We start from the raw sequence: 23585 nt of genomic DNA on the forward strand, positions 1-23585 counted from the left end.
ATTAATCGAAACGACAGGAACGCTCTGAGTGCCATTGCCGTTGAAACAAAGGAGAATCTGGGTGTTGAAACGTTTACTGCTTTGGTAGATAAAGGTTATCACAACGGAAGAGAATTAGAGAAATGCAGGGAACAAAACATCAGCACTATTGTGGCGTATCCAACCTTGGTCAGCTCCAAAGAAGGCGGCACCACGAAAGACTATCTGGTGACCAATTTTGTTTACGATGAAGCATCCGATACGTACCAATGTCCACAGGGAAAAATTTTAAATACCACCGGCAGATGGCATAACAAAAAGCGAGAACGCGACAGCTACGAGTTTAAAAAATACCGGACACCCGCTTGTAAGGAATGTCCTGTTCAATCACTCTGCACAAGCCGTGCAGATGGTAGAAGAGAGATTGAGCGCAGTCAGTATGCGGGAGCGGTAGAAGAAAACAACCAACGTTATCGTGACAATGGACAATTATATCGAAAGGGGCAGGAGATCAATGAGCATATTTTCGGCACCATCAAAAGGCAGTGGGGGTATAATCACACGAATTTATCGGGACTGGAAAAAGTAAATGGCGAACACAGTTTAATAATGCTGGTTTACAACATCAAACGAGCGATGAATATTTTAGGAATACCGGACTTGATTGCCAAGCTCAAGAACTGGAAGTCTCCTTACAAAAGGAAAGTCTTGTTTTTGCTAATAATCGATCATTTTAAGATGAAATCAGCTCTCGTTTTTAAAAGGATTAAGTTGACCGCTTGAAAAACAGGGTGTCGTTAAACGTTCTTATTTACTCCTCATCAGGAGAAAATATTGGGAGTGGGAGAAAAAAGTGAGTTTTTTCACAGCCTGACGATTTACAACTTGATACTATTCCAAATAAAGATTCGAAACTAATTTTGTCAAAAAATATTCCGCTAAAAAAACTCTTTCTCAATAAAAATGAAGAAGGACAATTAACGCAGATCTCTCATATTTTAAAGGAAAATCAATTCAAGGAAATGCAAGTTCGGTTAAAAGAACGTGCAATGCCTCTAGGAATTACCGCCCTTTTTCATGGCGTTCCTGGAACCGGTAAAACAGAAAGTGTTTATCAACTCGCGAAGGAAAGTAGCCGCAATATTTTTAAAGTAGATATTTCCGAAACCAAAAGCATGTGGTTTGGGGAAAGTCAGAAATTGGTGAAGAAAATTTTCACAGAATATGCAGACATGAAACGCAACGAGGAATTATGTCCTATTTTATTGTTTAATGAAGCAGACGCTATTATTGGTAAACGAAAATCTGCCGGAAGTAGCAATGTTGCAGATACCGAGAATGCCATTCAAAATATTATTTTAGAAGAGATGGAGAATTTTGAAGGCATCCTTTTCGCCACCACAAATCTTGTGGAAAATATGGATGCTGCTTTTGAGCGCCGCTTTTTATTTAAAGTAAAGTTCGCGCAACCTTCCTCGGAAAATTCCGCTAAAATTTGGCGAGAAAAACTTCCACAACTTTCTGATAAAGAAAGCAAAATATTAGCAGAAACGTACAGTTTTTCAGGCGGTGAAATGGAAAATATTGCTAGAAAATGCGCGATGGAGGAGGTCCTTTCTGATGAAAAACCTATTTTTCAGGAGATTAAAAACCTTTGTAAAAATGAAAAATGGAGTGTGGAGAAAAAGGGAAAGATTGGGTTTTGAAATAAGGGAATAGTTGGATAGCACGGTTTCGCGTAGTCGGAAATTAAGTTGCAACTGTAATTTAATATTTCTTTCTTCTTTTTTATGCGGTCCTATTTTGTCCGACAACACTTTTATATTTGCAGTATTAAATACAAATGATGAAAAACAAGAAGTGGTTTTCCGAAAGGTCTTCCACTTTTTGGTTTTTAGTTTATTCGAAAAGACGAATTATGCTTTGTCAAAATTTAGAACTTTGATAAAGTTGAAAAACGTACTTTGTGTTAAGGATAGAAAAATAAATTGCGATCTTTTTTTACTATGTCCTACTTTGGCCGACAACTCTTTCATCTTTGCAATATTAAAAATACAAATGATGAAAAATGAATTAATGACCGCTCTTAATGTTGTCGCTGAAAAACTAAAAAACAGCAATTTTGATGAATGTTCACTTAGTTTGCTAGTTTGCCGATATAGGTCAGAACTTAAGATGTTAGCCAATATCTGGAAACTTTCTGAGGAAGAAGTGTTGATTCTGACTGCAGTGATAATTCGCAACACCGAGCGAATTTTCGAACAGTGTACTTTTACGAATATTGCCCAGGAATTAGGCATTACTAATCTAGAGCTAATCGGGAACTACCACTTGCTACAAAACCTCGAAGAGGGTGGTTTTATTCGTACGGAAACGCTACAAATGGACCAACTTACCGTTCGGCCAGGAGTTCGCCTACAGGCTGTTCAGACTGCAATTCCAGAATTAGGTCATCGCTATCTCCTTGGTGAATCGGTCTTTGTTGCACTGCTCAATAAAAATTAGCCGCAAAATCGACGTAATGAATAAAATTATCCCAACAGTATTGATTTTTCCAAGGCAAAAGGATTCTTCGAAATCGGAACCGACTGTGCCCAACAGACCAAAAATATTGGCACAATCTAGCGTGGTTGCAGCTTAATCTAATCCTAACACAAAGTAAATATTCGGATACCCAACTTAGCAATATAATTGTTCAGGTAGTAACCTAATTATGGCTAAATATCTGTATTTTTAAAAAAATAAAATAATGACATTGGAGAGTTTCAATTTAACGCAAGACAAAAATGATCAACTTTTTAAAGGTGATAATGTTATTTATGACGGGGTTGTCGATTATGATCAGTACAAAAGTGCTAATCCTAAATTACTTTGGATATTAAAAGAAGCCAACAGTGAGGATTCTGAGTGGACGATGAGGGATGCTCTTGCTAATTTAAAACATTCATCTCTGAAGGGTCTGAAAGAGGGATGGGCGAACACATTTACTTCAATTGTATACACCACCAACGGGATCTTTACAGGTGAAGATTGGGATTCCATGGGAAATTTTAATGAAAATCAGTCCATTATTGATGTGATGCTAAAAGTTGCTTACATCAATGTTAAAAAAGTTCCAGGAGGAAGCCAGGCAGATTGGAACCTAGTTAAAAATTATTATACTGAAAATAAAAGTGCTTTGCATGAACAGATAAAATATATAGACCCTGAAATTATCATCTTTGGAGGAACCTATAACTTTTTTGATGATGATTTTTTTGAATCATTTGGAAAATTGGAAGCAAACGTAGAAAATAAATCACTACATATTTATCAGAATGAAAAACACTTACTTTTAAATGCTTATCACCCAAACAATCGAGCAATTAAGCACAAAACATATTGTGATTTGATTTTGGAGGCAACTAAAGATTGGCGTCAGAAATATGGAAAATAATTTATAATCTAAGCCACTCTCGCAGTGGCTTTCTTCTTTTTAAAACGTACAAAACAATTTCGCTGAAAGTAGGCGTTGTTTTTAGAGTAAAAGGATGAATGATTTTGCCAGCTAAATCTATAACTCCGAATCGGATGCCATTTTGCTTTAAAATAGAAACTGCAAAATAATCCAAGCCTAAAAACATTCCTCCCAGATATTTTTCTGAAATAACTACATCTCCATTACGGTTGATAAAACCAAAGTTCTCGCCATCTGTACTTACACGTGCAAACTTCATATTAAATGAATTAACAATAGTAAAAGGCTGGTCTGTAATTCTCTGATTACTAAAATTGTACAAAAACCACTTATGGGAATTTCGCGCCCAGAAATGGTTTTTGAATGCTGGTTTGATTTCCTTATAAATCGCCGGAATAATCACTTCAAAATCATAAGTTTGAATTCCGAACTTTCTCTTTTCATTGTAAATAAATAGGTTGTCATAAAGCGATTTCCCAAGTTCGCGGTAGAAAATTGTTTCGTTATTGGAGTTCAGCATATTCTTAATCTTTCGTGCTAAATTAGGGTAGGATTAAGACAAAATAGGTCGGAAGGAATTTTTTTTATCCGACCTATTTTGTCTCAGTGCATCTTTATTTTTGAATAGAAAAAAATTATGGCTCAATTAATAAAATTTAAAGGAAAATTTATCAGAATCTGTCCTGAAGATCCAACTCATTTACTTCAATCCGAAGATCGGGGAAAATCGTGGCAATTCCTTTACGATGGATCAATGTCAATGAATTCCATTATGGATATTGCATCTGATGAAAATCTGATTTTGTTAAGTTGCAATCGAGGGTATTTTATTTCAAATAATGGAGAAGTTTGGACAAAAGTTATGGATTTCGAGCAATTGAAAAATCAACCCATGAAACTTTACTTAGACGACGTTCGACCAACTCCCGAAAATTTCCAGCGGGTTTATAATTTTGATGAATTTGTAAAGTTCATTGCAGATAAGGGTTTGCCCAATTTCATTTCCTTTGATCATGATCTTGGTGAAGAAAAAACAGGTTACGATTGTGCCAAGTTTTTGGTAGATTATTGCCTTGATCAAAATTTGAAACTTCCAGAATTTTATGTTCACAGCCAAAATCCTGTGGGAAAAGAAAATATTGAAAAACTCTTGGATAATTTTAATAAATTTAAAGATAATTTCCGTTGATGAAAATAGTATTTATTTCAGACACCCACGGACAACACCGAAAACTGAAAGAACTTCCGAAAGCAGATCTCATTATTCATGGTGGCGATGTTTCTAGGATGGGTAAAGATCATGAAGTAGAGGATTTCCTGAACTGGTTTCAGTGTCTAGACTATGCTCATAAAATTTTTATTGCTGGCAACCATGATTTTTATTTTGAAAATTGGTCAGCCGCTTTTATTAGAAAAAAACTGTCCTCAAAATGCCATTACCTTTGTAATAGTGGAGTTACGATTGAAGGAATTAGTTTCTGGGGTTCACCAATAACACCTACTTTTTTCAACTGGGCATTTAATGAAGACCGCGGAAAACCCATTCAGAAATTTTGGAAAATGATTCCTGAAGAAACTGATGTTTTAATTACGCACGGTCCGCCTTTTGGAATTCTGGATCGAACTATCTCAGGTTTGGAAGTAGGTTGCGAAGATTTACTGAAAACGATCAAAAAACTCAAGCCGAAATTTCATTTATTCGGACATATTCATGAAGCATACGGCGAAGAAAATGGGATTAATACTACTTTTATTAATGGCAGTTTGTTGGATGAACATTATAATTTGGTGAATGCTCCGAAGGAATTTGTTTATCCGTTGGATTTATCATCTGGTTTGAAAATATAATTTTTAACCGTCATATGTTGGCGTTTAACTTTTCTATATTTACACCAAAATAAAACCAAATGGCAAAAAATGAACAAATGCTTCGATTGAAATTTATTGAAGAATTTTTGAGAAGAAAGAAAGACAAAGGCGCTTCTTTTGAAGAAATCAGCGATTATCTTCATCGAAAGTATCAAGAAAAAGATATTGATTTAGATGAATTACGATTTGCACAACGGACTTTTCTCCGAGATAAAAAAGCGATTAAGAAAGTTTTTGGAGTAGAAATAATATACAAAAGATCCTTGAAAAAGTATGTCATTGATTCAGATGAACTCGATGAAAACCAGGACGATGTTTTTGATAATTTGTTGCTTGTAGAAGCATATCGCGAAGTAAAAGGTAGAAAAAACATCATGTTTTTCGAACAAAGAAAATCCCGCGGGTTGCATTGGTTACACGGTTTGGTTCACACGATTACGCATCAAAAAATCATTACTTTAAACTATACGAAATTCTGGGAAGGTGTATCCCACAAAAGAACGATCGAACCTTATGCGTTGAAGGAATTTCGAAACCGTTGGTATTTGTTGGCGAATGAAAGAGATGGCAAAGATTTCTTTCTAAAGACTTTTGGTTTGGATCGTATTTCTGATTTGGAAATTTCAAACTCCACCTTTAAACCAGAAAAAGTGGATATTGAAGAAATATTCATCAATTCTTTTGGAATTATTGCGACGGAAAATCAAGAACCGGAAGAAATTGTTCTCTCCTTTAATCCTGAACAGGGAAAATACATAAAAACCCTTTCACTGCATCATTCCCAACAAGTTTTAATTGATAATGATAAGGAATATAGAGTACAAGTAACCTTAGTTCCAACTTATGATTTTGAGCGCGAAGTACTTTCACAAGGGGGAAATGTAAAGGTTATTTCTCCCAAAAGTTTTAAAGAACATTTGAACAACGAGGTAAAAAACATGATGAAAAATTATAAAATTTAAGGTAAAAAGTATGAAGTCCATTTCCAAATCACGCTTTGTTTCGGGCGTTCAATGTTCCAAAAAAATCTATTTTGAATATTTTAGAAAAGATTTAAAAATTCCGGTAAGTGCTTCCACTCAACAGATTTTCGATTTAGGACATACGGTAGGAGCCTTGGCGCAAAATTGTTTTCCAAATGGAAAAGATGCCACTCCAGAAGATTTTACCGACTTTAAAAACTCGATTAACCAAACCAAACAATGGATTTCTGAAAATGAGGAAACCATTTATGAAGCTACTTTTTCCGCAAATAATGCTTTGGTGATGCTTGATATTTTGCACCGAAAAGATGATGAAATTTGGGCGATTGAAGTCAAAAGCAGCACTTCAGTAAAAGACTATCATTATCAGGATGCCGCCTTCCAATATTTCGTTATGACGCAATCTGGCTGTGTTCCTGACCGATTTTTTTTAATGCACATCAATAATCAATATGTAAAAAACGGTGAAATTACTGCTGAGTTTTTTCATTTAGAAGATATTACCAATTCCATTATAGAAATGCAACCTTGGGTGGAAGAAAATTTTCAAAATTTATTGACCATTCTCGATGCTGGTATAGAACCGATTATTAATATTGGCGCACATTGTAGCAGTCCTTTTGGTTGTGAATTTAGCCATCATTGTTGGAAACATGTTCCCGAAAAATCAGTCTTTGAATTGACGAGATCGGGAAACAAATCTTGGCAACTTTATGAGAATGGAATTTTGAAAATGGAGGATATTGCAGAAGATTATCATCTAACTTTTGCGCAACAATTGCAGGTGAATGGAATTAAAAATAACGAGTCCTACAAAGATTTGGCATCTATTCGGGATTTTTTAAATGCATGGGAAACTCCTTTGCATTTTTTCGATTTTGAAACCATATTTGCAGCAATTCCGGTTTTAGATGGAACCAGACCTTATCAACAAGTTCCTTTTCAGTATTCACTCCATATTTTAAATGCAGATTCTACAATAATACACAGAGAGTTTCTTGCAGATCCTAAAGATTTCCACAATCCAACGATCGATCCGAGAAAGAAAATGATCGAGCAAATGAAGTTGGATTTTCTTGGGAATGGAAGTATCGTCACTTATAATCAAAGTTTTGAAGTTGGAAGACTAAAAGAATTGGCGCGAGATTTTCCCGAAGATTCTGATTTTCTTTTCGGTTTAATTTCCAGAATTGTAGATTTATTGGTAATTTTCAATAAACGGTGGTTTTATCTTCCTGCAATGGGAAATTCTGCTTCCATTAAATCTGTACTTCCAGCAATTGCACCTGAATTTTCTTACAGCTATTTGGAAATAAGCGATGGCGGAAGTGCAAGTTCATTATTTCATGAAAGTATTTTAAATAATGATTTAAATACGGCAGAGTTAAGAGAGAATCTGTTGAAATACTGCGAAAGAGACACATACGGTATGGTGGTTATTTTTGAATATTTGAAAAGAGAATTAGAAGAATATTCCAAAAACGAACAGCATGGATGAATGTCAATAAAAGAAAAAATCAGGAACGTTAGTCCCTGATTTAGTCCCTGATTTGGTTAAGTCGTTGATTGTTAGACTTGTTTGTAGAGAGGATGGGATTCGAACCCACGGTACAGTTGCCCGTACACTAGCTTTCCAGGCTAGCTCCTTCAACCACTCGGACACCTCTCTGAATTGAAGACTGCAAAAATAGCGTAATTAATTGAATTCTAAAAATCGAACTTGCTAAAATTTCAAAGTTTAATTTTCAGAAACCTCACCACACAAATTCTTCACGAAATTATCCGCAAAACTTCCTTCGTAATTTGGATTGTCCAAAAGATGCATCGCTTTCGTAATAGCGCTTTCGGCCGTAATGTCATTTCCGCTTATGGCTCCGATCTCTCTAAAAATATTGGAATTGGTGTATTTTCCAAAACTAATTCCACCCGACACACATTGTGAGATTACAACGATTTCTGTTCCGTTCTGTCGCAGCGTTTGCAAAAGTTTCTTTGTTTTTGCGGTATTGAAAATAGTACCAGATCCGAAAACCTGAAGCACCAAAACCTTCACATTGGGGATTTCCGTAAAATGATTTAAATGCATCCCTGGGAAAATTCGCCAGAATAAAACATCTTGGGAAATATGAGTGTCAACCGTAAATGGCTCGTTGGTTTTCGAGCGCCACAAAAAATCTTTCTCAATATTTAAATGAACTCCCGATTGTCCTAAAACAGGATAATTTGGAGTTTGATAGGCATCAAAAAATTCTGCAGAATATTTCAGAGTTCGGTTTCCCCGAAGAAGTTTGTACTCAAAATAAACCGCTACTTCCTGAATCACCGCTTCATCATGATCGTACAAACTGGCATAATACAGACTCGTCAAAAGATTCTCTTTCGCATCCGTTCGCAAATCGCCAATGGGCAGTTGCGAACCTGTCAGAATAACTGGTTTTCGTAAGTTTTTCAACATGAAACTCAACGCCGAAGCGCTGTAAGACATAGTGTCAGTGCCGTGAAGAATCAAAAATCCATCGTAGTTTTCATATTCTTTACCAATATGATTGGCGATCATTTTCCATTCTTTCGGACCCATATCCGACGAATCCAAAGGTTTTTCAAACGGATAAACTTCAACTTCACACTCGATCAATTTCATTTCCGGAATCTTCTGAAAAATATTTCCAAAATCGAAGGCCATCAAACTTCCGGTTTCGTAATCTTTTTCCATGCCGATCGTCCCGCCGGTATAAATCAGGAGCACTTTTCTTTTCATCTTCCAAAAATACAGCATTTCGCAGAATATTAAAAATTCCTTTTTGGGCGATTTTTTTAGATTTTTGCCAAACCAAATGCCCACGCAAAAAATCTAAAAAACCGGGCTCTTCGTTGCAATTCCTCATGCAGCCGCTTATAAAATGACCGCTTATATTTGCCCACACTTATTCCGGGATTTCCACTGCGATCCCTATCGCAAGTCCGCATTTGAGTCAACACATCAATTTAATTTTGACATCTTGAAGAACGCTTGATACTTAGACCTATTAGCGCTCACTTCGCTCGCGCCTCCCACTCTAAAAATATTTTTCAAAGAATGCGGAAATTCTATTTTCGTAATTTCTGTGATTCTAATCTTAAATTGTTTTTGTAAAAAAATAAATTATTAATTTTTATACATCATCCATCAATATTCGTAGCTTCTTAAGCCTTTCCATGTTCCAAATTATTCAGTATTTTTGACGTCATGAAAAACCAGAAAACTTTCGAATATCTTCAACAATTTCTCACTGACGAACGACTGCAGAAAATCAATCATTTTGCTCCCGAAAGTTCAGATTTTGTTTTGCCGGTGATCGAAGATGTTTTTCAGTTCCGAAATGCCGCTGCGATTGTAAGGTCAGTGGAAGCATGTGGATTTCATAAGATTGTGGCCATGGAAAGTGAGAATGAATTCAATCCAAACCTTCGCGTAACCAAAGGTGCCGAAACCTGGGTAGAAGTAGAAAAGCTTCCACACCATTTAGATTCGATCAAAGAAATTAAAAACCGTGGTTATAAGATCGTCGCGGTCTCCCCAGAAAATAACGCAACACTCCTTCCAGATTTTCAAATAACCGAACCTGTTGCTTTGGTTTTCGGAACGGAAGCAGCCGGAGTCACCGACGAGATCTTAGATTTTGCGGACGAGACTTTAGCCATTCCAATGTATGGATTTACTAGGAGTTTTAATGTTTCCGTCGCTGCTGCGATTTGTGTCTATGAACTCAAACAGAAATTAATGAAATCTAATTTGGACTATAAACTTTCCGAAGAAAAAATGTGGGAAATGAAAGTACGCTGGGCCGTAAATTCCTTACAAAGTGGAGAGCGAATTTTAGCAAAATATTTAGGTGATAATTAAAATGAAAAGTCAAGTAAAAATTTTCGTTGGTTTGTTTTTGATCATGTTGATTTCTTTTTCTTGTGGTCGTAAACGATCTCAAATTCATTACATGAACTTATATACAACAACCGTAAAATCGATTAGTTGTGAAGATTTAGTACAATCTCAACAGACTAAGCTTCGGGTTTTATCAGAACTGGAAACTAGGAAAATATTTGACCTTATGTCTCGACTAAAACCTGCAGACTCCGATTGGACTATTAATGCTAGAATTGACGGATTTCTTTACAAAAGTTCTAAAAGAATAGATTTTTGTATGAGCACGACCATCATAGAAGTAGAAGAAAAAAAATATTTTGTTAATGACGATTTGAGAGAGTACATGATAGAATTAACTAAAAAATAATTTAACCAATTAAATTTTCAGCATAGTTCCAAGCTGCAACAAAAACTCCCGCCGTTTCCGTTCGCAATCTCTGGCTTCCAAGTGAAACAGCTTTCACTCCTTTTTCTGCCAAAAGCTGAATTTCTTTATCAGAGAAATCCCCTTCCGGACCAATTAAAAAAGTGATGTTTTCTCCTTTGTCGATAGGATTGTCATGCTGAGCCTGTCGAAGCATCTTCAAATCAATCCGCTCCAGATTTTCATTACAATGCGCCACAAAAGTATTCTCTGAATTGACTTCTTTAAAAAAATCGGAAAATTTAGTGAGATCATTAATGACAGGAAAATGAAAACGCAGACTCTGTTTTGAAGCTGCAATACTTTGCTTTCGCAGTTTATCAATATTCAGATTTTTCCTTTCGGTTTTCTCGGTTTGCAATATTGTAATTTCTGCAATTCCCATTTCGGTCGCTTTCTCCACGAAGAATTCGATACGGTCGATATTCTTAGTTGGTGCAATCGCAATATGAAGTTTCGGCGAGAAATTGGGAAGATTCTCTTTAATTTCTTTTACGTCAAGTGAAACTTTTTTACCTTCAAACACCAGGTTTCCTTTGGCCAGATTTCCTTTGCCATCCGTGACAAATATTTCTTCGCCTGATCTCATCCGCAATACTTTAACAATATGCGTTTGTTCTTCATTATCGATAATGACTTGATTGTCATTAATTTCACCGTAAAATAATTTCATTTGAAGCTGATTGTTTTTTTTATCGCCAAATGCAATCGCGTTTTTACTGAATAAATGCGATTTCAAATGAATGCGATTTTATACTATGTTTTCACTTAAAAAGGCTACACCCGTTTTGATGGTGGTGTAAATATCGGTGTCACATTCTCGGTAACTGCAGTCATAAATCTCTTCGATCCATTTGCCATTAATGAATATTAAATTTAAATATTCATATTTCCTCAAATTGTTTTTCAATGATAGATAATCTCCCTCTTTCGGCGTGTAAGGAAAACTGAAAATATGTTCGGCATTAATTTTTTCTAAAATCTCTTCTTTAATATCCTGAATGTATCCTTTCTCCGAACTTGCAGTCATCGAGTCGGTGTCGTTTTCGATAGCGGCTCTTGTTCCGGTAACTGTTTCTAGAATCCAATAATACCGGGAACTTTTTTTAGAGTGGGAGACGAGGGTCTTTTCTTCAAATAATATTTTCATGTGTAGATTGGTGATTTTTAATCTATGATTTTAACTTCTTTCTTAAAACTCTCCTCAATATCATATCTCGCCGTAGCAGAAATCGATAGATCGGCAAATTCGCCACGGTCATATTTCAACTTGGCAACCATAGCGATCATCGCCGCATTATCGGTAGTATATTCAAATTTGGGAATGTAAATATTCCAGCCTAATCTTTCTGAATTTTTTTGCATTGCTTCACGTAAACCTGAATTCGCCGAAACGCCGCCTGCTATTGCAACTTCATTGATGTTAAGTTCTTTGGCGGCCTTCTCCAGTTTATCCATCAAAATTTCAACAAGAGTTTGCTGAACAGAGGCACATAAATCATCTAAATTTTCTTTGATAAAATCTGGATTCTTGCGAACTTCTTTCTGAATAAAATAAAGGACCGAAGTCTTAATTCCACTAAAGGAATAATTGTAATTGTCTATTCTCGGTTTATTAAATTTAAAAGAATTTTCTTCACCATTTTTTGATAATTTATCAATGATTGGTCCCGCAGGATAATCTAAACCGAAAATCTTACCAATCTTATCAAATGCTTCACCAGCAGCATCATCGATGGTTTTTCCGATTATTTCCATGTCGAAATAATCTTTCACAAGAATGATCATCGTATGTCCACCAGAAACTGTTAAACACAGAAAAGGAAATTTCGGAGGTTCTGGATTGGCATCATCAATAAAATGCGCCAGAATATGTGCTTGCAGATGGTTCACTTCAATCAAAGGAATTTCTAAACTCATTGCCAAAGATTTAGCAAAAGAAGTTCCGACCAGTAAAGATCCTAAAAGTCCAGGACCACGTGTAAAACCAATAGCAGAAATATCTTTTTTGTGTATATTTGCTTTATTGACTGCTTTTTCAACAACTGGGATGATGTTTTGTTGATGTGCACGAGACGCTAATTCGGGAACCACACCACCATATTCGTTGTGGATTTCTTGATTGGCAGCGATGTTGGAGAGGATTTTATTACCTTTGAGAACAGCCGCAGAGGTGTCGTCGCAAGAAGATTCTATCCCTAAAATTATTGAGTCACTCATAACAATGGCAAATTTAGAGAATAATAACGATAACGAAAACAAAAAATCGATTGCTGAAAACATTGGTGATTCTGTGCAGAAAAGCGTAGATAGCGTTCAGGATAGCGTAAAAGAAACGGTAAAAGATGCCGCCAATCTCGCTTCTGATGCCATTAATCACCCGGTTGAAACAGCGAAAGAATTCGGTGAACAGGCTGCAAAAGATGTAACCAGTTATAAATGGTGGGCTAAGTTATTGCTCGTCATCTTTTGGACCGCTCTTTTTCTCGTTCTTTCTTTTTTCGTCATTGTAAGTTTACCAGCAACCAAAAACTGGGCAGCACAAAAGGTAATTTTGAAACTTAATAAAGACTTAAATGCCAATATGTCTTTTGAAAGTGTTGATGTGAACTATTTCGGAGATATTCATATTCATAAGGTTGCCATTAAAGATCACAAGAATTTTCGGTTTTTAAAGGCGAAAGAATTATACGCAGATTCTGACTGGTTTACCATCATCAGTAATTCTAGAAATTTGCAGTTTCAATCCTTATCTTTAGATGAGCTCGACCTTAAAGTTATTACTTATAAAGGAGACAGTATTTCAAATTTCATTCGGTTTGTAGATCTTTTCAATACGCCATCGTCCACGGTTAAGAAAGAACCTTTCCAATTAAAATCCCGCGTTTTTATTACCAATTCCAAAGTCTCCATCATCAATCAAAATAGTGAAGGTGAAGCTGGAAAATGGCTCGATGCAAAAAATGTAAATCTGGTCGTTCCTGAATTGAAAGTAATCGGTTCTGACGTTTCTGCACAAATCAATAATATGAGATTTACGACCGAAAGATGGGGTAAAAAACATTTCGTGGATACATTTTCTGCAGATTTTAAATTGAACCATGATTTTCTTTCTTTAAATGATTTGACCCTTAATACCGATCATTCTTTGCTTCAGGGAGATTTAAAATTGAATTTGAATGATGGCTCCTGGTCCGATTTTACTAATAAAGTGAAGTGGGATATGCAGTTAAAACAAGGAAGTCAGATCAGTGGTTATGATATTAGTTATTTCGTAACGGATTGGGACAATTATAAACCGATCAATATTTCCGGTAAAATGACGGGTCCTTTAAATGGATTCAGATTGGATGATTTCCTGGTTCGCAACCCTCAAGTAAATATAAAGACGAAATCAATGAAGATTTCTAATATTTTAAAAGGGAATTTTTTAATCGAATCCAATACGCTTGCGGCCGACTTTACCTATAAAGATTTAAAAGCCATGATGCCGACTTTCATTTCCTCAAAAATGAAAAACTTTGCCGATGATTTCGGACGTTTGAAATATAATGGTGCAGCTCGGGTAACACCAAAGCAGGTTTATGTTCCGAAAGCCAGTTTAATCACGGGAATCGGGCAGGCGAAAATCAATAATTTTTATCTGGAAGATTACAGCACCAATATGCCAAGATACAGAGGCTTTGCGGAAGTCAATGATTTGAATACTTCGGTGATCACCAAAAGTAAAGAAGTCGGTTTGATCAGTGGAAAATTTAATGTGGATGGTCGAAGTTTCGATGTCAACACCATGGTGATTCGCACGACATCTCAAATTTCAAAAATCGAGATTACCGATAAAGTCATTAACAATGTTTATTTAGAAGGAATTCTGGATCATAAAAAATACAACGGAATTATCAATGTTAACGATGATCAGGCAAAAGCCGATGTGAAAGGTCTGATTGATTTCAGCACTTCAAAACTTTATGCAGATGTTAAGGCCAATGTTGATTATTTAAACATCAATTATTTTACGGGTGCAAAAGGAACTCAAGTGGTAAGCGGTATCGTTGATGGAAAAGTCTCAATGACCAATATTAATGATTTAACACTCGATGCTGATTTGCAAAATATAAATTTCGCGGCGAATAATCAGAAGTTTCATATTCCGCAGGCCAATGTAAAAGCATTTTTCGAAAATGGAAACCGTATTGTTTCGGTAGATGCCCCAGGCGCTGTAAATGGACAAATCTCCGGTAAATTTAATTTGGGAGATCTAGTCGGAATGGTAGAAAACGGTTTCGGAAAAATATTGGTTGGTCCACCGCCGAGAAAATTATATCGAGGGCAAAACTTTACCATGGATTTCGATGTGAAACAAAGTCTTGTCAATTACTTTATGCCAGAACTTCATATTCCAAAAGGAGCAAAAATAGATGGTTCTTACGATGGCAATTCTAACAATCTGATTTTAAATGTAGATGCAGAATTACTCAAATATGTGATGACGAAAAAGCAGGATATTACCGACGCCGATAAAGCACTTGCGCTTGCGAATCCAGCTTATAAAGTCAATGAGAGAGATCAGGTTTCGAAAGACAGCGCCATGGTTGATCGATTGATGGTAAGGATCAATACCGCGAATTTAGAAGAACAGATCTTTGCGAAAATTGACCGTATAGAGTACAACCAAAATATATTAAAAGACATTACGCTCAGCGGAAATAATGAAAATAACAACCTGCTGCACATTGCCACAAAATTTAAACTTGGTTCTCCTGAAGATGAGGTGAAACAGGAGATGAAGGAATATGCCATCAATTTAAATCAATCGACCAATAGTGCTGGAGATTTTGTCTTCCGTTTTGAACCGACAACGGTTACGGTTAATGATGTAGCCTGGAGTGTAGATACTGATCCGGTTTTAGATCACTCAATAACGTATCGTAAAAAAATGGGTGATTTTCTTATTCAAAATTTGAGGCTATACTCAGATAACAGTGAATTGTTTTTAAAAGATGCTGTTTTTAAATCTGCCAAAGATTTCTCTGCAGAAGGTGAAGTTCGAAACTTAAATATCGCTAAAGTTTTCGCTTTAATTAAGAATAAAAATGACATGGATATTAATGGAATTGCCAATGGTAATTTTAATATCAAAATGGACAAAAATAATCTGGAACCACTCATCGATTTAAAGATCAGCGATATTTTTATGAACGGCCAGGAAATGGGAAGGATAGAAATTATAACCAAAAACAGTCCGATTCCTAATGTGTTTGATGTTGATATAAAAGCGATCTCAACGGGAATTATAGGTAATAATGATTTGCACCTCACCGGAACGATCAATAATAATACGCCTTCGCCGTCACTTGATCTACTAGCCAAAATGGATAATTTCGATGTGGCGTTTGCGCAACAATTTGTACAGGGTATATTTTCGAACATTCGTGGTAAAGCTTCGGGTGATTTAAGAATAACAGGCCAGTTAAACGATATCGATTATAGTGGTGATATCGCTTTAACTAAATTTGGATTAAAGCTGGACTTTACGGGTGTTGATTATTCGTTTGATGACACTGTAGTTTCATTATCAAGAGGTTTGGCTATTCTGAATGATATTGGTGTAAAAGATGGTCGTTCTAACTCCAGTGGGTCGATATCTGGAGCGATTCAGTTTGAAACTTTATCATCAATGGGAGTCAACTTAGTAATGCGGGCCGATAATTTATTATTGTTGAACACCACTCAAAAAGATTACGATTTATTTTGGGGAAGAGTCTATGGAAACGGAACCATCTACGTTGATGGACCAGTTTCTGGATTAAGTATTTCGACGCCAGAAATGAAGGCGCTTAATAATTCTGTATTTACCTTTAACTCGAATTCTACTTCAAATGTGGAGGAATTTAAGATGCTGCGTTTTCTAACCCGCGACGACAGTGGTGCGATTACAACGGAAGTCAAGAAGAAATCGGGTGCTAATATGAACGTCGATTTTAACTTAGAGGTCGATAAAGGAACAACCGTAAATGTTTTGGTAGGAGACGATATTGGTGATATCAGCGTACGTGGAAATTCCGAGCGACTGCGTTTTACCATGAGCAGAACAGGAGCCATTGCGATGAACGGAAATTATATTGTTGATAATGGAACTTTTGTTTCAAAAGCGATTCTTAACCGTACTTTCCAAATATCAAAAGGCAGTTCAATCCGTTGGGATGGTGATGCGATTGCGCCACAGCTCAATATTGATGCAACTTATCTGCGTACGGTAACGAATGCGGGACAGTATTTAAACCTGGGTACTTTACAACCAATTAATGTCGTTCTTTCTACTAAAATTACACAAACGCTCAACAATCCGAAGATCGAATTAGGAGTTTCCGCTCAGGATGTTTCCAGTAGTTTGAAGGAGACTCTTGCTGAAAAAATGAGCAATGAAGATGAGAAGATCATTCAGTTTGGGTCAATCCTGGTACTTAACAGTTTCAATGATACCAATTCTGGATTTGATATCAACATCGGAAATTTTGCCGAAAGTTCTGGCTACAATATATTGTTTAAACAATTAGGATCGGTTTTAAACACGATCAGTAATGAATTTCAGGTCGATTTAAATTATTTGAAAGGTGATGCCGGTTCTAACACCGGTGATCGCGCCAATGCGAGTTTAAGTTTTGCCTTATCTCCGAGAGTTACGGTGAAGACCGGTTTGGGAATTCCGATTTCTAAGTCCGAAAATGCCGGCAGTGATTATCTTTCTGGAGAAGGAATTGTAGAATATGACTGGTCTAAGAAAAATGATGGAACAAGATTGCTTCGAGGGTATTCGAAACCAACCAATATTGGCCTCAACGGTGCAGCTTCTGGCAACGCTGGAGCCAATCAAAGCTACGGAGTGGGTGTTGTGTATAGCAAAAGTTTCAATACAATCTTTAAAAGAAAGAAAAAGAACAAAAATCAAAATCGGAAGGAACAGCCAATTAAAACAGATTCCATTAAAAACGATGTGAAAAATTAAGAATATTTAAGTAAAAGTTTCGGTTTTAGTTAAAATGTATTAATATTTGAGATAGTTTTTGTGTATTCAGATTTTTTCGTAAATTTGCAAAAAATATAGGATACTATTATTAAATATATAATAACATAAAAATGAATTATCAACTCGACGAAATAGATAAGAAAATTCTGGATTTCTTAGTAGAAAATACCAGAATGCCTTTTACAGAGATCGCCAAACAAATGGACGTTTCAGCAGGAACAATCCACGTACGTGTTAAGAAAATGGAAGATGCAGGAATTATTTTAGGTTCTTCACTTAACATTGATTACTCTAAATTAGATTACCACTTTACCGCATTTATCGGAATTTTATTGACCAAGTCAAATAGAACTCAGGATGTTTTAAAAGAATTGGGAACCATTCCTAACGTTATTGAAGCAAGTGTGATCTCTGGAAAATATAACATTTTCTGCAAAGTAAAAGCGAAGAATACAGAAGATGCTAAAAGAATCATTTATCAGATTGATGACATCCAGGATGTTATGAGAACTGAAAGTATGATCTCTATGGAAGAACATATTTCAGATAAAAACAGACTAATCCGAGCGGTTACGATCTAAACACTGATTTATATCAACAATATCTAAAACTTTTGATTTTTTATCAAAAGTTTTTTTATTTTTACCATTATGAATGATAATTTTAAGGATGAAAGTCCAAACAAGGATTTTGGATTTGTCCTGTCTTTAGCCGCCTTGATGCTTTTTTCGCTGATGGGCGTTGGTATTGATGTAGATGAGTTTTCACAACATCAGGAAATTAATATTCCTTCCGCTTACTTTTACTTTATCTTTCTGGTTGATCTAATCATGATTATGTCCGTTATTTTTATATTCTTTTATAAAAAAATCGCGGCTTATACTTTTCCTTTGGCGGTCTTGACCCATTTTCTGACGCACAGTTTCTTTCTGACCACCTTTCTTTACACCGATGTTACCAATATGTTCTTGTACGTTGGGGTAGGCCTTTTAGCAATTATTCCTAAATGGCAATTTTTTAAATAATTAAAGAAGATCATGTTTTCAAAAGCTTGTGAATATGCCATAAAAGCAACCATTTATATTGCGCAACAAAGCAATCAGGAGCGGCGTGCGAATGTAAAAGAGGTCGCTAAATCAGTCAATGCTCCCGAAGCTTTTACAGCTAAAATTTTGCAGCAACTTTGTCGTGCAAATATTCTGGAATCAGTCCGTGGCAAACAGGGTGGTTTTATTTTTCAGCTGGATAAACAGAAACAGATCAAGATCTTTGATGTTGTTCAGTTAATTGACGGCGACGGTATTTTTACCAATTGTGGTTTAGGTCTGCATAAATGTTCGTCGGTAAATCCTTGTCCCGTTCATGATGATTTTAAAATTGTCCGCGATAACTTGGTGGCGATGACCCAAAAATATTCTTTCTATGACTTAGCGATCAGAACTGAAAACGGTTTGGTCTGGCTTAAGTAATTCATCTTTTATACTTTAAATTTTTCCTCTAAATTAAATTTGAAAATTTCTTTAATTTTAATTAAGATAATTTTGTCCGAATTAAAAAATTGTTTACATTTGTACCATAATATTAAATAAGACATCATGTTAACGAAAGAAAAAACCATCGGTGAATTTGTAGCAGAAGATTTCAGAGCAGCACAAGTATTTCGCAAATATAAAATCGATTTTTGTTGTAAAGGCGACAGAACTGTTGAAGAAGCTTGTGAGAACAAAAAATACCAGGCAGAAGATATTTACAATGAATTATCAAATGTAGCTAATCTACAATCCGGCGATATCGATTTCAATTCTTGGCCGTTAGACCTATTGGCGGATTATGTTGAGAAAACGCATCACCGATATGTAGAGGAAAATTCTACGGTACTTCTTCAGTATTTAAATAAACTGTGCAAAGTTCATGGCGACAGACATCCTGAACTATTTGAGATCACCAGCATCTTTACAGAAATTTCCGGAGAGTTAGCAGCACACATGAAAAAAGAAGAACTAATTCTCTTCCCTTTCATTAAAAAAATGGTCAACGCCAAACAAAAAGGAGAAGCCTTAGAAACACCACGCTTTGGTACGGTAGAAAGTCCTGTTGCCATGATGAAACATGAGCATACCGTAGTAGGTGACCTATTTGTAAAGATTGACGACTTGACCAATAGTTATCAATTCCCAGACGATGCTTGCGGAACCTATCAAGTGACTTATAAAATGCTTGAAGATTTTGAAAAAGATCTGCACACGCACATTCACTTAGAAAACAATATTCTTTTCCCTAAAGCAATTGAGCTGGAAAAGACTTTTCAAAATTAGACTAAACTAAATTTTCTGTTTTTTTACTGAGATCCATTTCATTTATTTTGAAGTGGATCTCTATTTTGATAAATTTTTTAAACTACCAAAACGACAAATTCTTAAACCACAAAGTCACAAAGATATTCTTCAAAAATTATAAATAGAAGTTCATGAAGTGAAAGTCAATAGATCTATAAACGTTTTGTGTACTTTATTGCAGCAATACTATGGGCTTTTATTGTCAAAGCTTTTGTGACTTTTGTGGTTAAAAAGAAATCGGTTTAAGAAGAGGCTTTTGAATTCAGATAAAAGTCGTGCGTGTAAACATTATAAGACAGCAGTTTCTTAGCAAACTGATGAGAAATAAAACAGCAGATCAGAATTGGAACAAACAAAATATACCCGTCTGGAAGCAGGTTACAAATTAAAATCACTGACGTAAAAGGCGCGTACAAAGACGCAGATAAAGTAACAGCCGCACCAAGCAAGGCAAAATTCACTGGAATTAAATTCATTCCGAAATAATTGTTTCCAATAAAGGCGACCATTAATCCTAAGAATGCACCGGCAACAATACTTGGCGCAAAAACACCGCCATCACCGCCAGCTCCTAAGGTTAAGGAGGAAGCTAAAGGTTTTAAAACCGCCACGGCCAATAGAAATAAAACAGGGACTGCAGATGATGATTCTATAGGATTGGTGAGCACTTCACGCAAACCGTGATAACTGTCGCCATATAAAGTCGGGAAAAAGAAAATCAATGTTCCAACAGCGATTGCTCCTAAATTGACCCGAATGAAATTATTAGAAATGTTACTAAAAAGCTTTTTCATTCTGGTGACTAAAAGCGTAAAATAAACAGAAAGTATTCCACCCAAAATACTGAGTACAAGAAAAAATGGAATTGCATTATAGTTCCAGTCTTCTACTTTCGTCGAAAGAATTCTTGCCGAATCGAAGAGTTCAATAAACAGCCAACTGATCAAGGCTGAAGCAGTACAGGCGATGATGAGCGATTTTCTTGTTTTTCTGGCGATCACTTCCATGGCAAATAAAAATCCAGCCAGTGGACTTGTAAATAAAATGGCAACTCCGGCTACCACTCCGGCACAAATCAATTCCCGTTTGTACATTCTCGCTGAGAATTCTTTTTCGTAAGCGTAATTTCCAATCGTCGCTGTAGCAACGACTGTAGAAACTTCTACGCCGGTGGAACCACCGAAAATTACGGTCAAAAATCCATTGATAAAGTGAGAAGGAATTTTGAATAACGGCAAATGATCTTTTCGCTGATCCAGAGTTTTATAGATCTCGGTAATTCCTTTATTTTTTCTGTTTTGAAAAAGATATTTCCTTAGAAAGTAAATGGCCGTAATTCCAATTGAAGGTAGAATAATAAAAAGTACCGTATATCGGTTCTGAACGAAATTAAAGAAATAATGCTCAAAAAATTCGGTCAGATGTTTTAAGGTAAAAGCCAATAAAGCACTTGCCAAACCTACCATCATTGAGGCAACGATGAGTCTGAAATAGTGTTGGGTAACGATTTTTTTTCTTTCCAAAGGATTGCTTTAAGATGAGTAGCGACGAAATGAACTTGCCGTAATTTGAATATTTTCTTAAAAGTAGAACTATTTCAGGCAAAATGCGGTGGTGCAAATTTATAAAAACTTTCGCTAAAATAGAATTCAGCGAAAGTCTTAGTGATCTTAAAGAGATGAGGTTTAGTAAAAAAGCTATTTTAAAATCATCAACAAACTGCCGACACTAATAATGACCCAAAGTACGATGGCCAGAAATAAAGGTTTCCAACTGATGGTTTTCAAAGTCGCGATCGAGATTGTAGAACCAATGAAGAATAAAGTGAGGTTCAATCCAGATTTTGCTGCGGTAGTTGCGATGTGACTAAATCCCTCAAAAATTGGAAAGTAAGTATGAAGTAGAATAGCGATGATGAAATAGCCAATAAACCACGGGATTTTTATTTTCGCTCCTTTGGTTTTGAACAGGACCATCGTTAAAAGTGACATTGGAATAATCCACAAAGCTCGCGATAATTTAACGGTCGTCGCCACTTTCAAAGCGATATCACCGTATTTATTGGCAGCTCCAACTACAGAACTGGTATCGTGAATTCCGATGGCGCACCACAAGCCGAACTGTTCCTGCGTCATATTCAATAAATGTCCGATCGCTGGATAAATAAATAAAGCGACAGAATTTAAGGTGAACACAATCGCCAAAGCCAAAGACATTTGTTTCGTGGTTGGTTTAATGATCGGTGTTACCGCAGCGATGGCACTTCCACCACAAATCGCGGTTCCGACGGATATTAAGTAAGATAAAGGTCTTTCGATTTTAAGAAATTTTCCCAGGAAATAACCGAGCACCATCACCGTAGTAATACTCATAATGGTTAAAGTAATTCCTTCACGTCCGGCTTTTAGCGCTTCGTCCAATTGTAATCCGAATCCCAATCCGACGATCGATATTTGCAGTAGAAGGTGAATATATTTGTGAACTTTCTGCTCGTAAGGATTTCCGATGATGATCGTAAAAGCGATCCCTAAAGCTAAAGCGACGGGAGAACTTGCGAAGGGAGAAACACAGAATAGAACCAAAAGAAAAAATAATATTTTTCGTAGAAGATCTTTCTCTAAAGTAGTTTGCATTTTCTAAGTGATTTTGATAAGACAAATTTCGGCTATTTATCATTCAATTTTTCATCACATTTTGTTGTTGACTATAACGATTAGTTATAATTGATGAACTTTCTAAAAAGATCGATGAGATCTGACTGTTCACCTTTTAAAGTAATAAAATTGAAATCCCGTTCAATTCTAAAGTTTTTTATGTCGATGATGCTGAGTTGATCGTATTTCAGTTCTTGTAAAATCGTACTGATCGATAGAAACGCCATCGCCTCAGAATGCAGTAAATAATTTTTGATACTTTCACTGCTTCCCAATTGCATGATGATATTTAATTTCTGAACTTCGATTCCAGATTTTTTTAATTGATTTTGTATAAATTCCTGCGTGCCCGAACCTTGTTCTCTTACAATTAAATCGATATCGTATAAGTCTTTTATTTTAAAATTTTTATTTACCAAAGGATGATTCGCTTTACCAACCAAAACGATTTCATCGCGCTTGAATTTCTGATAATCAAAGTAAGAAGACTTCGATTCTCCTTCGACAATTCCCAGATCGATCTTTCCATTTTTTAGTAAAACTGCAATGTCTTCGGAATTATGAGTAACTAATTCAATATTGATGTCTTTATAATAAGAATTAAATTTTGCCAGAATTTCAGGTAAAATATATTGAGCGATCGTAGTACTGGCGCCAATTTTGAGTTTTCCTTTTTCCTGTTTGGTGAGTTGAGAAATTGCAAATTCTAAATCGCGAAAAAGTTGCCGACTTTTTTCAGCATAAACAAAAAGTATTGTTCCACTTTCCGTGAGTTGAATCGTGGTTCCTTTTCGGTCAAATAATTTGGTGTTGAGCTGGTTTTCAATTTCCTTGATATGTTTGGTCACAGCGGGTTGCGATATATTCAGTTCGTTGGCAGCTTTAGTAAAACTCAAACGATTGGCAACGGTGTGAAAAACTTTCAGTCGGTAATCAAACATAGTACAAATGT

Annotated in this window: 23 protein-coding genes and 1 tRNA gene; 15 read left to right on the plus strand and 9 right to left on the minus strand. The window is 35.9% G+C overall.

What is annotated here, in order from left to right; genetic code table 11:
* From ACEYOS_RS03315 to ACEYOS_RS03330, 4 genes are all read left to right on the plus strand, one after another.
* The coding region (locus ACEYOS_RS03315) for a transposase (protein WP_373797502.1) at positions 1-762 on the plus strand (762 nt) is incomplete at its 5' end.
* A gap of 137 nt (positions 763-899) precedes the next feature.
* Positions 900-1685: an ATP-binding protein gene (locus tag ACEYOS_RS03320; protein WP_373708565.1), complete on the plus strand. Its 786-nt coding sequence runs from the start codon at positions 900-902 to the stop codon at positions 1683-1685.
* Positions 1686-2040: 355 nt separating this feature from the next.
* Complete coding sequence (locus tag ACEYOS_RS03325) at positions 2041-2484, plus strand: hypothetical protein (RefSeq protein ID WP_373708566.1); 444 nt, start codon at positions 2041-2043, stop codon at positions 2482-2484.
* A gap of 250 nt (positions 2485-2734) precedes the next feature.
* Entirely contained in the window at positions 2735-3415 is a 681-nt protein-coding gene (locus tag ACEYOS_RS03330; RefSeq protein WP_373708567.1) for a hypothetical protein, read from the plus strand.
* A gap of 1 nt (position 3416) precedes the next feature.
* Here ACEYOS_RS03330 and ACEYOS_RS03335 read toward each other — a convergent pair whose 3' ends face one another.
* A complete protein-coding gene (locus tag ACEYOS_RS03335) occupies positions 3417-3956 on the minus strand; it encodes a WG repeat-containing protein (protein WP_373708568.1) in 540 nt (179 codons plus the stop codon).
* Positions 3957-4328: 372 nt separating this feature from the next.
* Here ACEYOS_RS03335 and ACEYOS_RS03340 point away from each other — a divergent pair, with 372 nt between their 5' ends.
* From ACEYOS_RS03340 to ACEYOS_RS03355, 4 genes are read left to right on the plus strand one after another with little or no spacing between them, the layout of a single operon-like run.
* Complete coding sequence (locus tag ACEYOS_RS03340) at positions 4329-4625, plus strand: cyclic-phosphate processing receiver domain-containing protein (protein WP_373708572.1); 297 nt, start codon at positions 4329-4331, stop codon at positions 4623-4625.
* Entirely contained in the window at positions 4625-5284 is a 660-nt protein-coding gene (locus ACEYOS_RS03345; protein WP_373708569.1) for a metallophosphoesterase, read from the plus strand. Before ACEYOS_RS03340 ends, ACEYOS_RS03345 begins: the two co-directional genes overlap by 1 nt.
* A gap of 59 nt (positions 5285-5343) precedes the next feature.
* Complete coding sequence (locus ACEYOS_RS03350; RefSeq protein ID WP_373708570.1) at positions 5344-6267, plus strand: helix-turn-helix transcriptional regulator; 924 nt, start codon at positions 5344-5346, stop codon at positions 6265-6267.
* Between the two features lie 10 nt (positions 6268-6277).
* Positions 6278-7786 (plus strand): DUF2779 domain-containing protein, encoded by a 1509-nt coding sequence (locus ACEYOS_RS03355; protein WP_373708571.1) that lies wholly within the window; start codon positions 6278-6280, stop codon positions 7784-7786.
* Positions 7787-7870: 84 nt separating this feature from the next.
* Here ACEYOS_RS03355 and ACEYOS_RS03360 read toward each other — a convergent pair.
* Both ACEYOS_RS03360 and ACEYOS_RS03365 read right to left on the minus strand, forming a co-directional pair.
* Positions 7871-7957, minus strand: a tRNA-Ser gene (locus tag ACEYOS_RS03360).
* 69 nt (positions 7958-8026) lie between these two features.
* Positions 8027-9046 carry an asparaginase gene (locus tag ACEYOS_RS03365; protein WP_373707732.1) on the minus strand — a complete coding sequence of 340 codons (1020 nt, stop codon included), beginning with the start codon at positions 9044-9046 and terminating at the stop codon, positions 8027-8029.
* 468 nt (positions 9047-9514) lie between these two features.
* Here ACEYOS_RS03365 and ACEYOS_RS03370 point away from each other — a divergent pair, with 468 nt between their 5' ends.
* Together ACEYOS_RS03370 and ACEYOS_RS03375 are read left to right on the plus strand one after the other, a co-directional pair.
* Positions 9515-10171 (plus strand): TrmH family RNA methyltransferase, encoded by a 657-nt coding sequence (locus ACEYOS_RS03370; protein WP_373707731.1) that lies wholly within the window; start codon positions 9515-9517, stop codon positions 10169-10171.
* Between the two features lie 91 nt (positions 10172-10262).
* Complete coding sequence (locus tag ACEYOS_RS03375; protein ID WP_373707730.1) at positions 10263-10559, plus strand: hypothetical protein; 297 nt, start codon at positions 10263-10265, stop codon at positions 10557-10559.
* 1 nt (position 10560) lies between these two features.
* On the opposite strand, the gene ACEYOS_RS03380 is transcribed toward ACEYOS_RS03375, so the two are convergent.
* The 3 genes from ACEYOS_RS03380 to tsaD all read right to left on the minus strand — a co-directional run bounded on the left by ACEYOS_RS03380 (position 10561) and on the right by tsaD (position 12836).
* Positions 10561-11289: a 16S rRNA (uracil(1498)-N(3))-methyltransferase gene (locus ACEYOS_RS03380; protein ID WP_373707729.1), complete on the minus strand. Its 729-nt coding sequence runs from the start codon at positions 11287-11289 to the stop codon at positions 10561-10563.
* A 78-nt stretch (positions 11290-11367) separates the two neighbouring features.
* Positions 11368-11766: a hypothetical protein gene (locus ACEYOS_RS03385; protein ID WP_373707728.1), complete on the minus strand. Its 399-nt coding sequence runs from the start codon at positions 11764-11766 to the stop codon at positions 11368-11370.
* 17 nt (positions 11767-11783) lie between these two features.
* Positions 11784-12836 carry a tRNA (adenosine(37)-N6)-threonylcarbamoyltransferase complex transferase subunit TsaD gene (gene tsaD, locus ACEYOS_RS03390; RefSeq protein WP_373707727.1) on the minus strand — a complete coding sequence of 351 codons (1053 nt, stop codon included), beginning with the start codon at positions 12834-12836 and terminating at the stop codon, positions 11784-11786.
* A gap of 4 nt (positions 12837-12840) precedes the next feature.
* Here tsaD and ACEYOS_RS03395 point away from each other — a divergent pair, with 4 nt between their 5' ends.
* From ACEYOS_RS03395 to ric, 5 genes are all read left to right on the plus strand, one after another.
* Entirely contained in the window at positions 12841-17622 is a 4782-nt protein-coding gene (locus ACEYOS_RS03395) for a translocation/assembly module TamB (RefSeq protein ID WP_373707726.1), read from the plus strand.
* 131 nt (positions 17623-17753) lie between these two features.
* Positions 17754-18224, plus strand: a complete 471-nt coding sequence (locus ACEYOS_RS03400; RefSeq protein WP_373707725.1) for an Lrp/AsnC family transcriptional regulator — start codon at positions 17754-17756, stop codon at positions 18222-18224.
* 69 nt (positions 18225-18293) lie between these two features.
* Positions 18294-18668, plus strand: a complete 375-nt coding sequence (locus ACEYOS_RS03405) for a hypothetical protein (protein ID WP_373707724.1) — start codon at positions 18294-18296, stop codon at positions 18666-18668.
* 12 nt (positions 18669-18680) lie between these two features.
* Positions 18681-19112, plus strand: a complete 432-nt coding sequence (locus ACEYOS_RS03410) for an Rrf2 family transcriptional regulator (protein ID WP_373707723.1) — start codon at positions 18681-18683, stop codon at positions 19110-19112.
* A gap of 126 nt (positions 19113-19238) precedes the next feature.
* Positions 19239-19958 (plus strand): iron-sulfur cluster repair di-iron protein, encoded by a 720-nt coding sequence (gene ric, locus ACEYOS_RS03415; protein WP_373707722.1) that lies wholly within the window; start codon positions 19239-19241, stop codon positions 19956-19958.
* Between the two features lie 263 nt (positions 19959-20221).
* On the opposite strand, the gene ACEYOS_RS03420 is transcribed toward ric, so the two are convergent.
* From ACEYOS_RS03420 to ACEYOS_RS03430, 3 genes are all read right to left on the minus strand, one after another.
* Positions 20222-21502: a chloride channel protein gene (locus ACEYOS_RS03420; RefSeq protein WP_373707721.1), complete on the minus strand. Its 1281-nt coding sequence runs from the start codon at positions 21500-21502 to the stop codon at positions 20222-20224.
* A 174-nt stretch (positions 21503-21676) separates the two neighbouring features.
* Positions 21677-22612, minus strand: coding sequence for a YeiH family protein (locus ACEYOS_RS03425; protein WP_373707720.1), 936 nt, complete (start codon positions 22610-22612; stop codon positions 21677-21679).
* Positions 22613-22692: 80 nt separating this feature from the next.
* Positions 22693-23574: a LysR substrate-binding domain-containing protein gene (locus ACEYOS_RS03430; protein ID WP_373707719.1), complete on the minus strand. Its 882-nt coding sequence runs from the start codon at positions 23572-23574 to the stop codon at positions 22693-22695.
* Positions 23575-23585 lie beyond the last annotated feature (11 nt).

The sequence above is a fragment of the Kaistella sp. genome (assembly GCF_041824135.1).
Classification (GTDB): domain Bacteria; phylum Bacteroidota; class Bacteroidia; order Flavobacteriales; family Weeksellaceae; genus Kaistella.

Excerpts from the sequence above, each read along its gene's own strand:
- ACEYOS_RS03430 (WP_373707719.1), bottom strand. The coding sequence starts at position 23,574 with ATGTTTGATTACCGACTGAAAGTTTTTCACACCGTTGCCAATCGTTTG.
- ACEYOS_RS03350 (WP_373708570.1), top strand. The coding sequence starts at position 5,344 with ATGGCAAAAAATGAACAAATGCTTCGATTGAAATTTATTGAAGAATTT.
- ACEYOS_RS03405 (WP_373707724.1), top strand. The coding sequence starts at position 18,294 with ATGAATGATAATTTTAAGGATGAAAGTCCAAACAAGGATTTTGGATTT.
- ACEYOS_RS03410 (WP_373707723.1), top strand. The coding sequence starts at position 18,681 with ATGTTTTCAAAAGCTTGTGAATATGCCATAAAAGCAACCATTTATATT.
- ric (WP_373707722.1), top strand. The coding sequence starts at position 19,239 with ATGTTAACGAAAGAAAAAACCATCGGTGAATTTGTAGCAGAAGATTTC.
- ACEYOS_RS03365 (WP_373707732.1), bottom strand. The coding sequence starts at position 9,046 with ATGAAAAGAAAAGTGCTCCTGATTTATACCGGCGGGACGATCGGCATG.
- ACEYOS_RS03400 (WP_373707725.1), top strand. The coding sequence starts at position 17,754 with ATGAATTATCAACTCGACGAAATAGATAAGAAAATTCTGGATTTCTTA.
- ACEYOS_RS03325 (WP_373708566.1), top strand. The coding sequence starts at position 2,041 with ATGAAAAATGAATTAATGACCGCTCTTAATGTTGTCGCTGAAAAACTA.
- ACEYOS_RS03425 (WP_373707720.1), bottom strand. The coding sequence starts at position 22,612 with ATGCAAACTACTTTAGAGAAAGATCTTCTACGAAAAATATTATTTTTT.
- ACEYOS_RS03385 (WP_373707728.1), bottom strand. The coding sequence starts at position 11,766 with ATGAAAATATTATTTGAAGAAAAGACCCTCGTCTCCCACTCTAAAAAA.
- ACEYOS_RS03345 (WP_373708569.1), top strand. The coding sequence starts at position 4,625 with ATGAAAATAGTATTTATTTCAGACACCCACGGACAACACCGAAAACTG.
- tsaD (WP_373707727.1), bottom strand. The coding sequence starts at position 12,836 with ATGAGTGACTCAATAATTTTAGGGATAGAATCTTCTTGCGACGACACC.
- ACEYOS_RS03335 (WP_373708568.1), bottom strand. The coding sequence starts at position 3,956 with ATGCTGAACTCCAATAACGAAACAATTTTCTACCGCGAACTTGGGAAA.
- ACEYOS_RS03340 (WP_373708572.1), top strand. The coding sequence starts at position 4,329 with ATGAAACTTTACTTAGACGACGTTCGACCAACTCCCGAAAATTTCCAG.
- ACEYOS_RS03380 (WP_373707729.1), bottom strand. The coding sequence starts at position 11,289 with ATGAAATTATTTTACGGTGAAATTAATGACAATCAAGTCATTATCGAT.
- ACEYOS_RS03370 (WP_373707731.1), top strand. The coding sequence starts at position 9,515 with ATGAAAAACCAGAAAACTTTCGAATATCTTCAACAATTTCTCACTGAC.
- ACEYOS_RS03395 (WP_373707726.1), top strand. The coding sequence starts at position 12,841 with ATGGCAAATTTAGAGAATAATAACGATAACGAAAACAAAAAATCGATT.
- ACEYOS_RS03375 (WP_373707730.1), top strand. The coding sequence starts at position 10,263 with ATGAACTTATATACAACAACCGTAAAATCGATTAGTTGTGAAGATTTA.
- ACEYOS_RS03355 (WP_373708571.1), top strand. The coding sequence starts at position 6,278 with ATGAAGTCCATTTCCAAATCACGCTTTGTTTCGGGCGTTCAATGTTCC.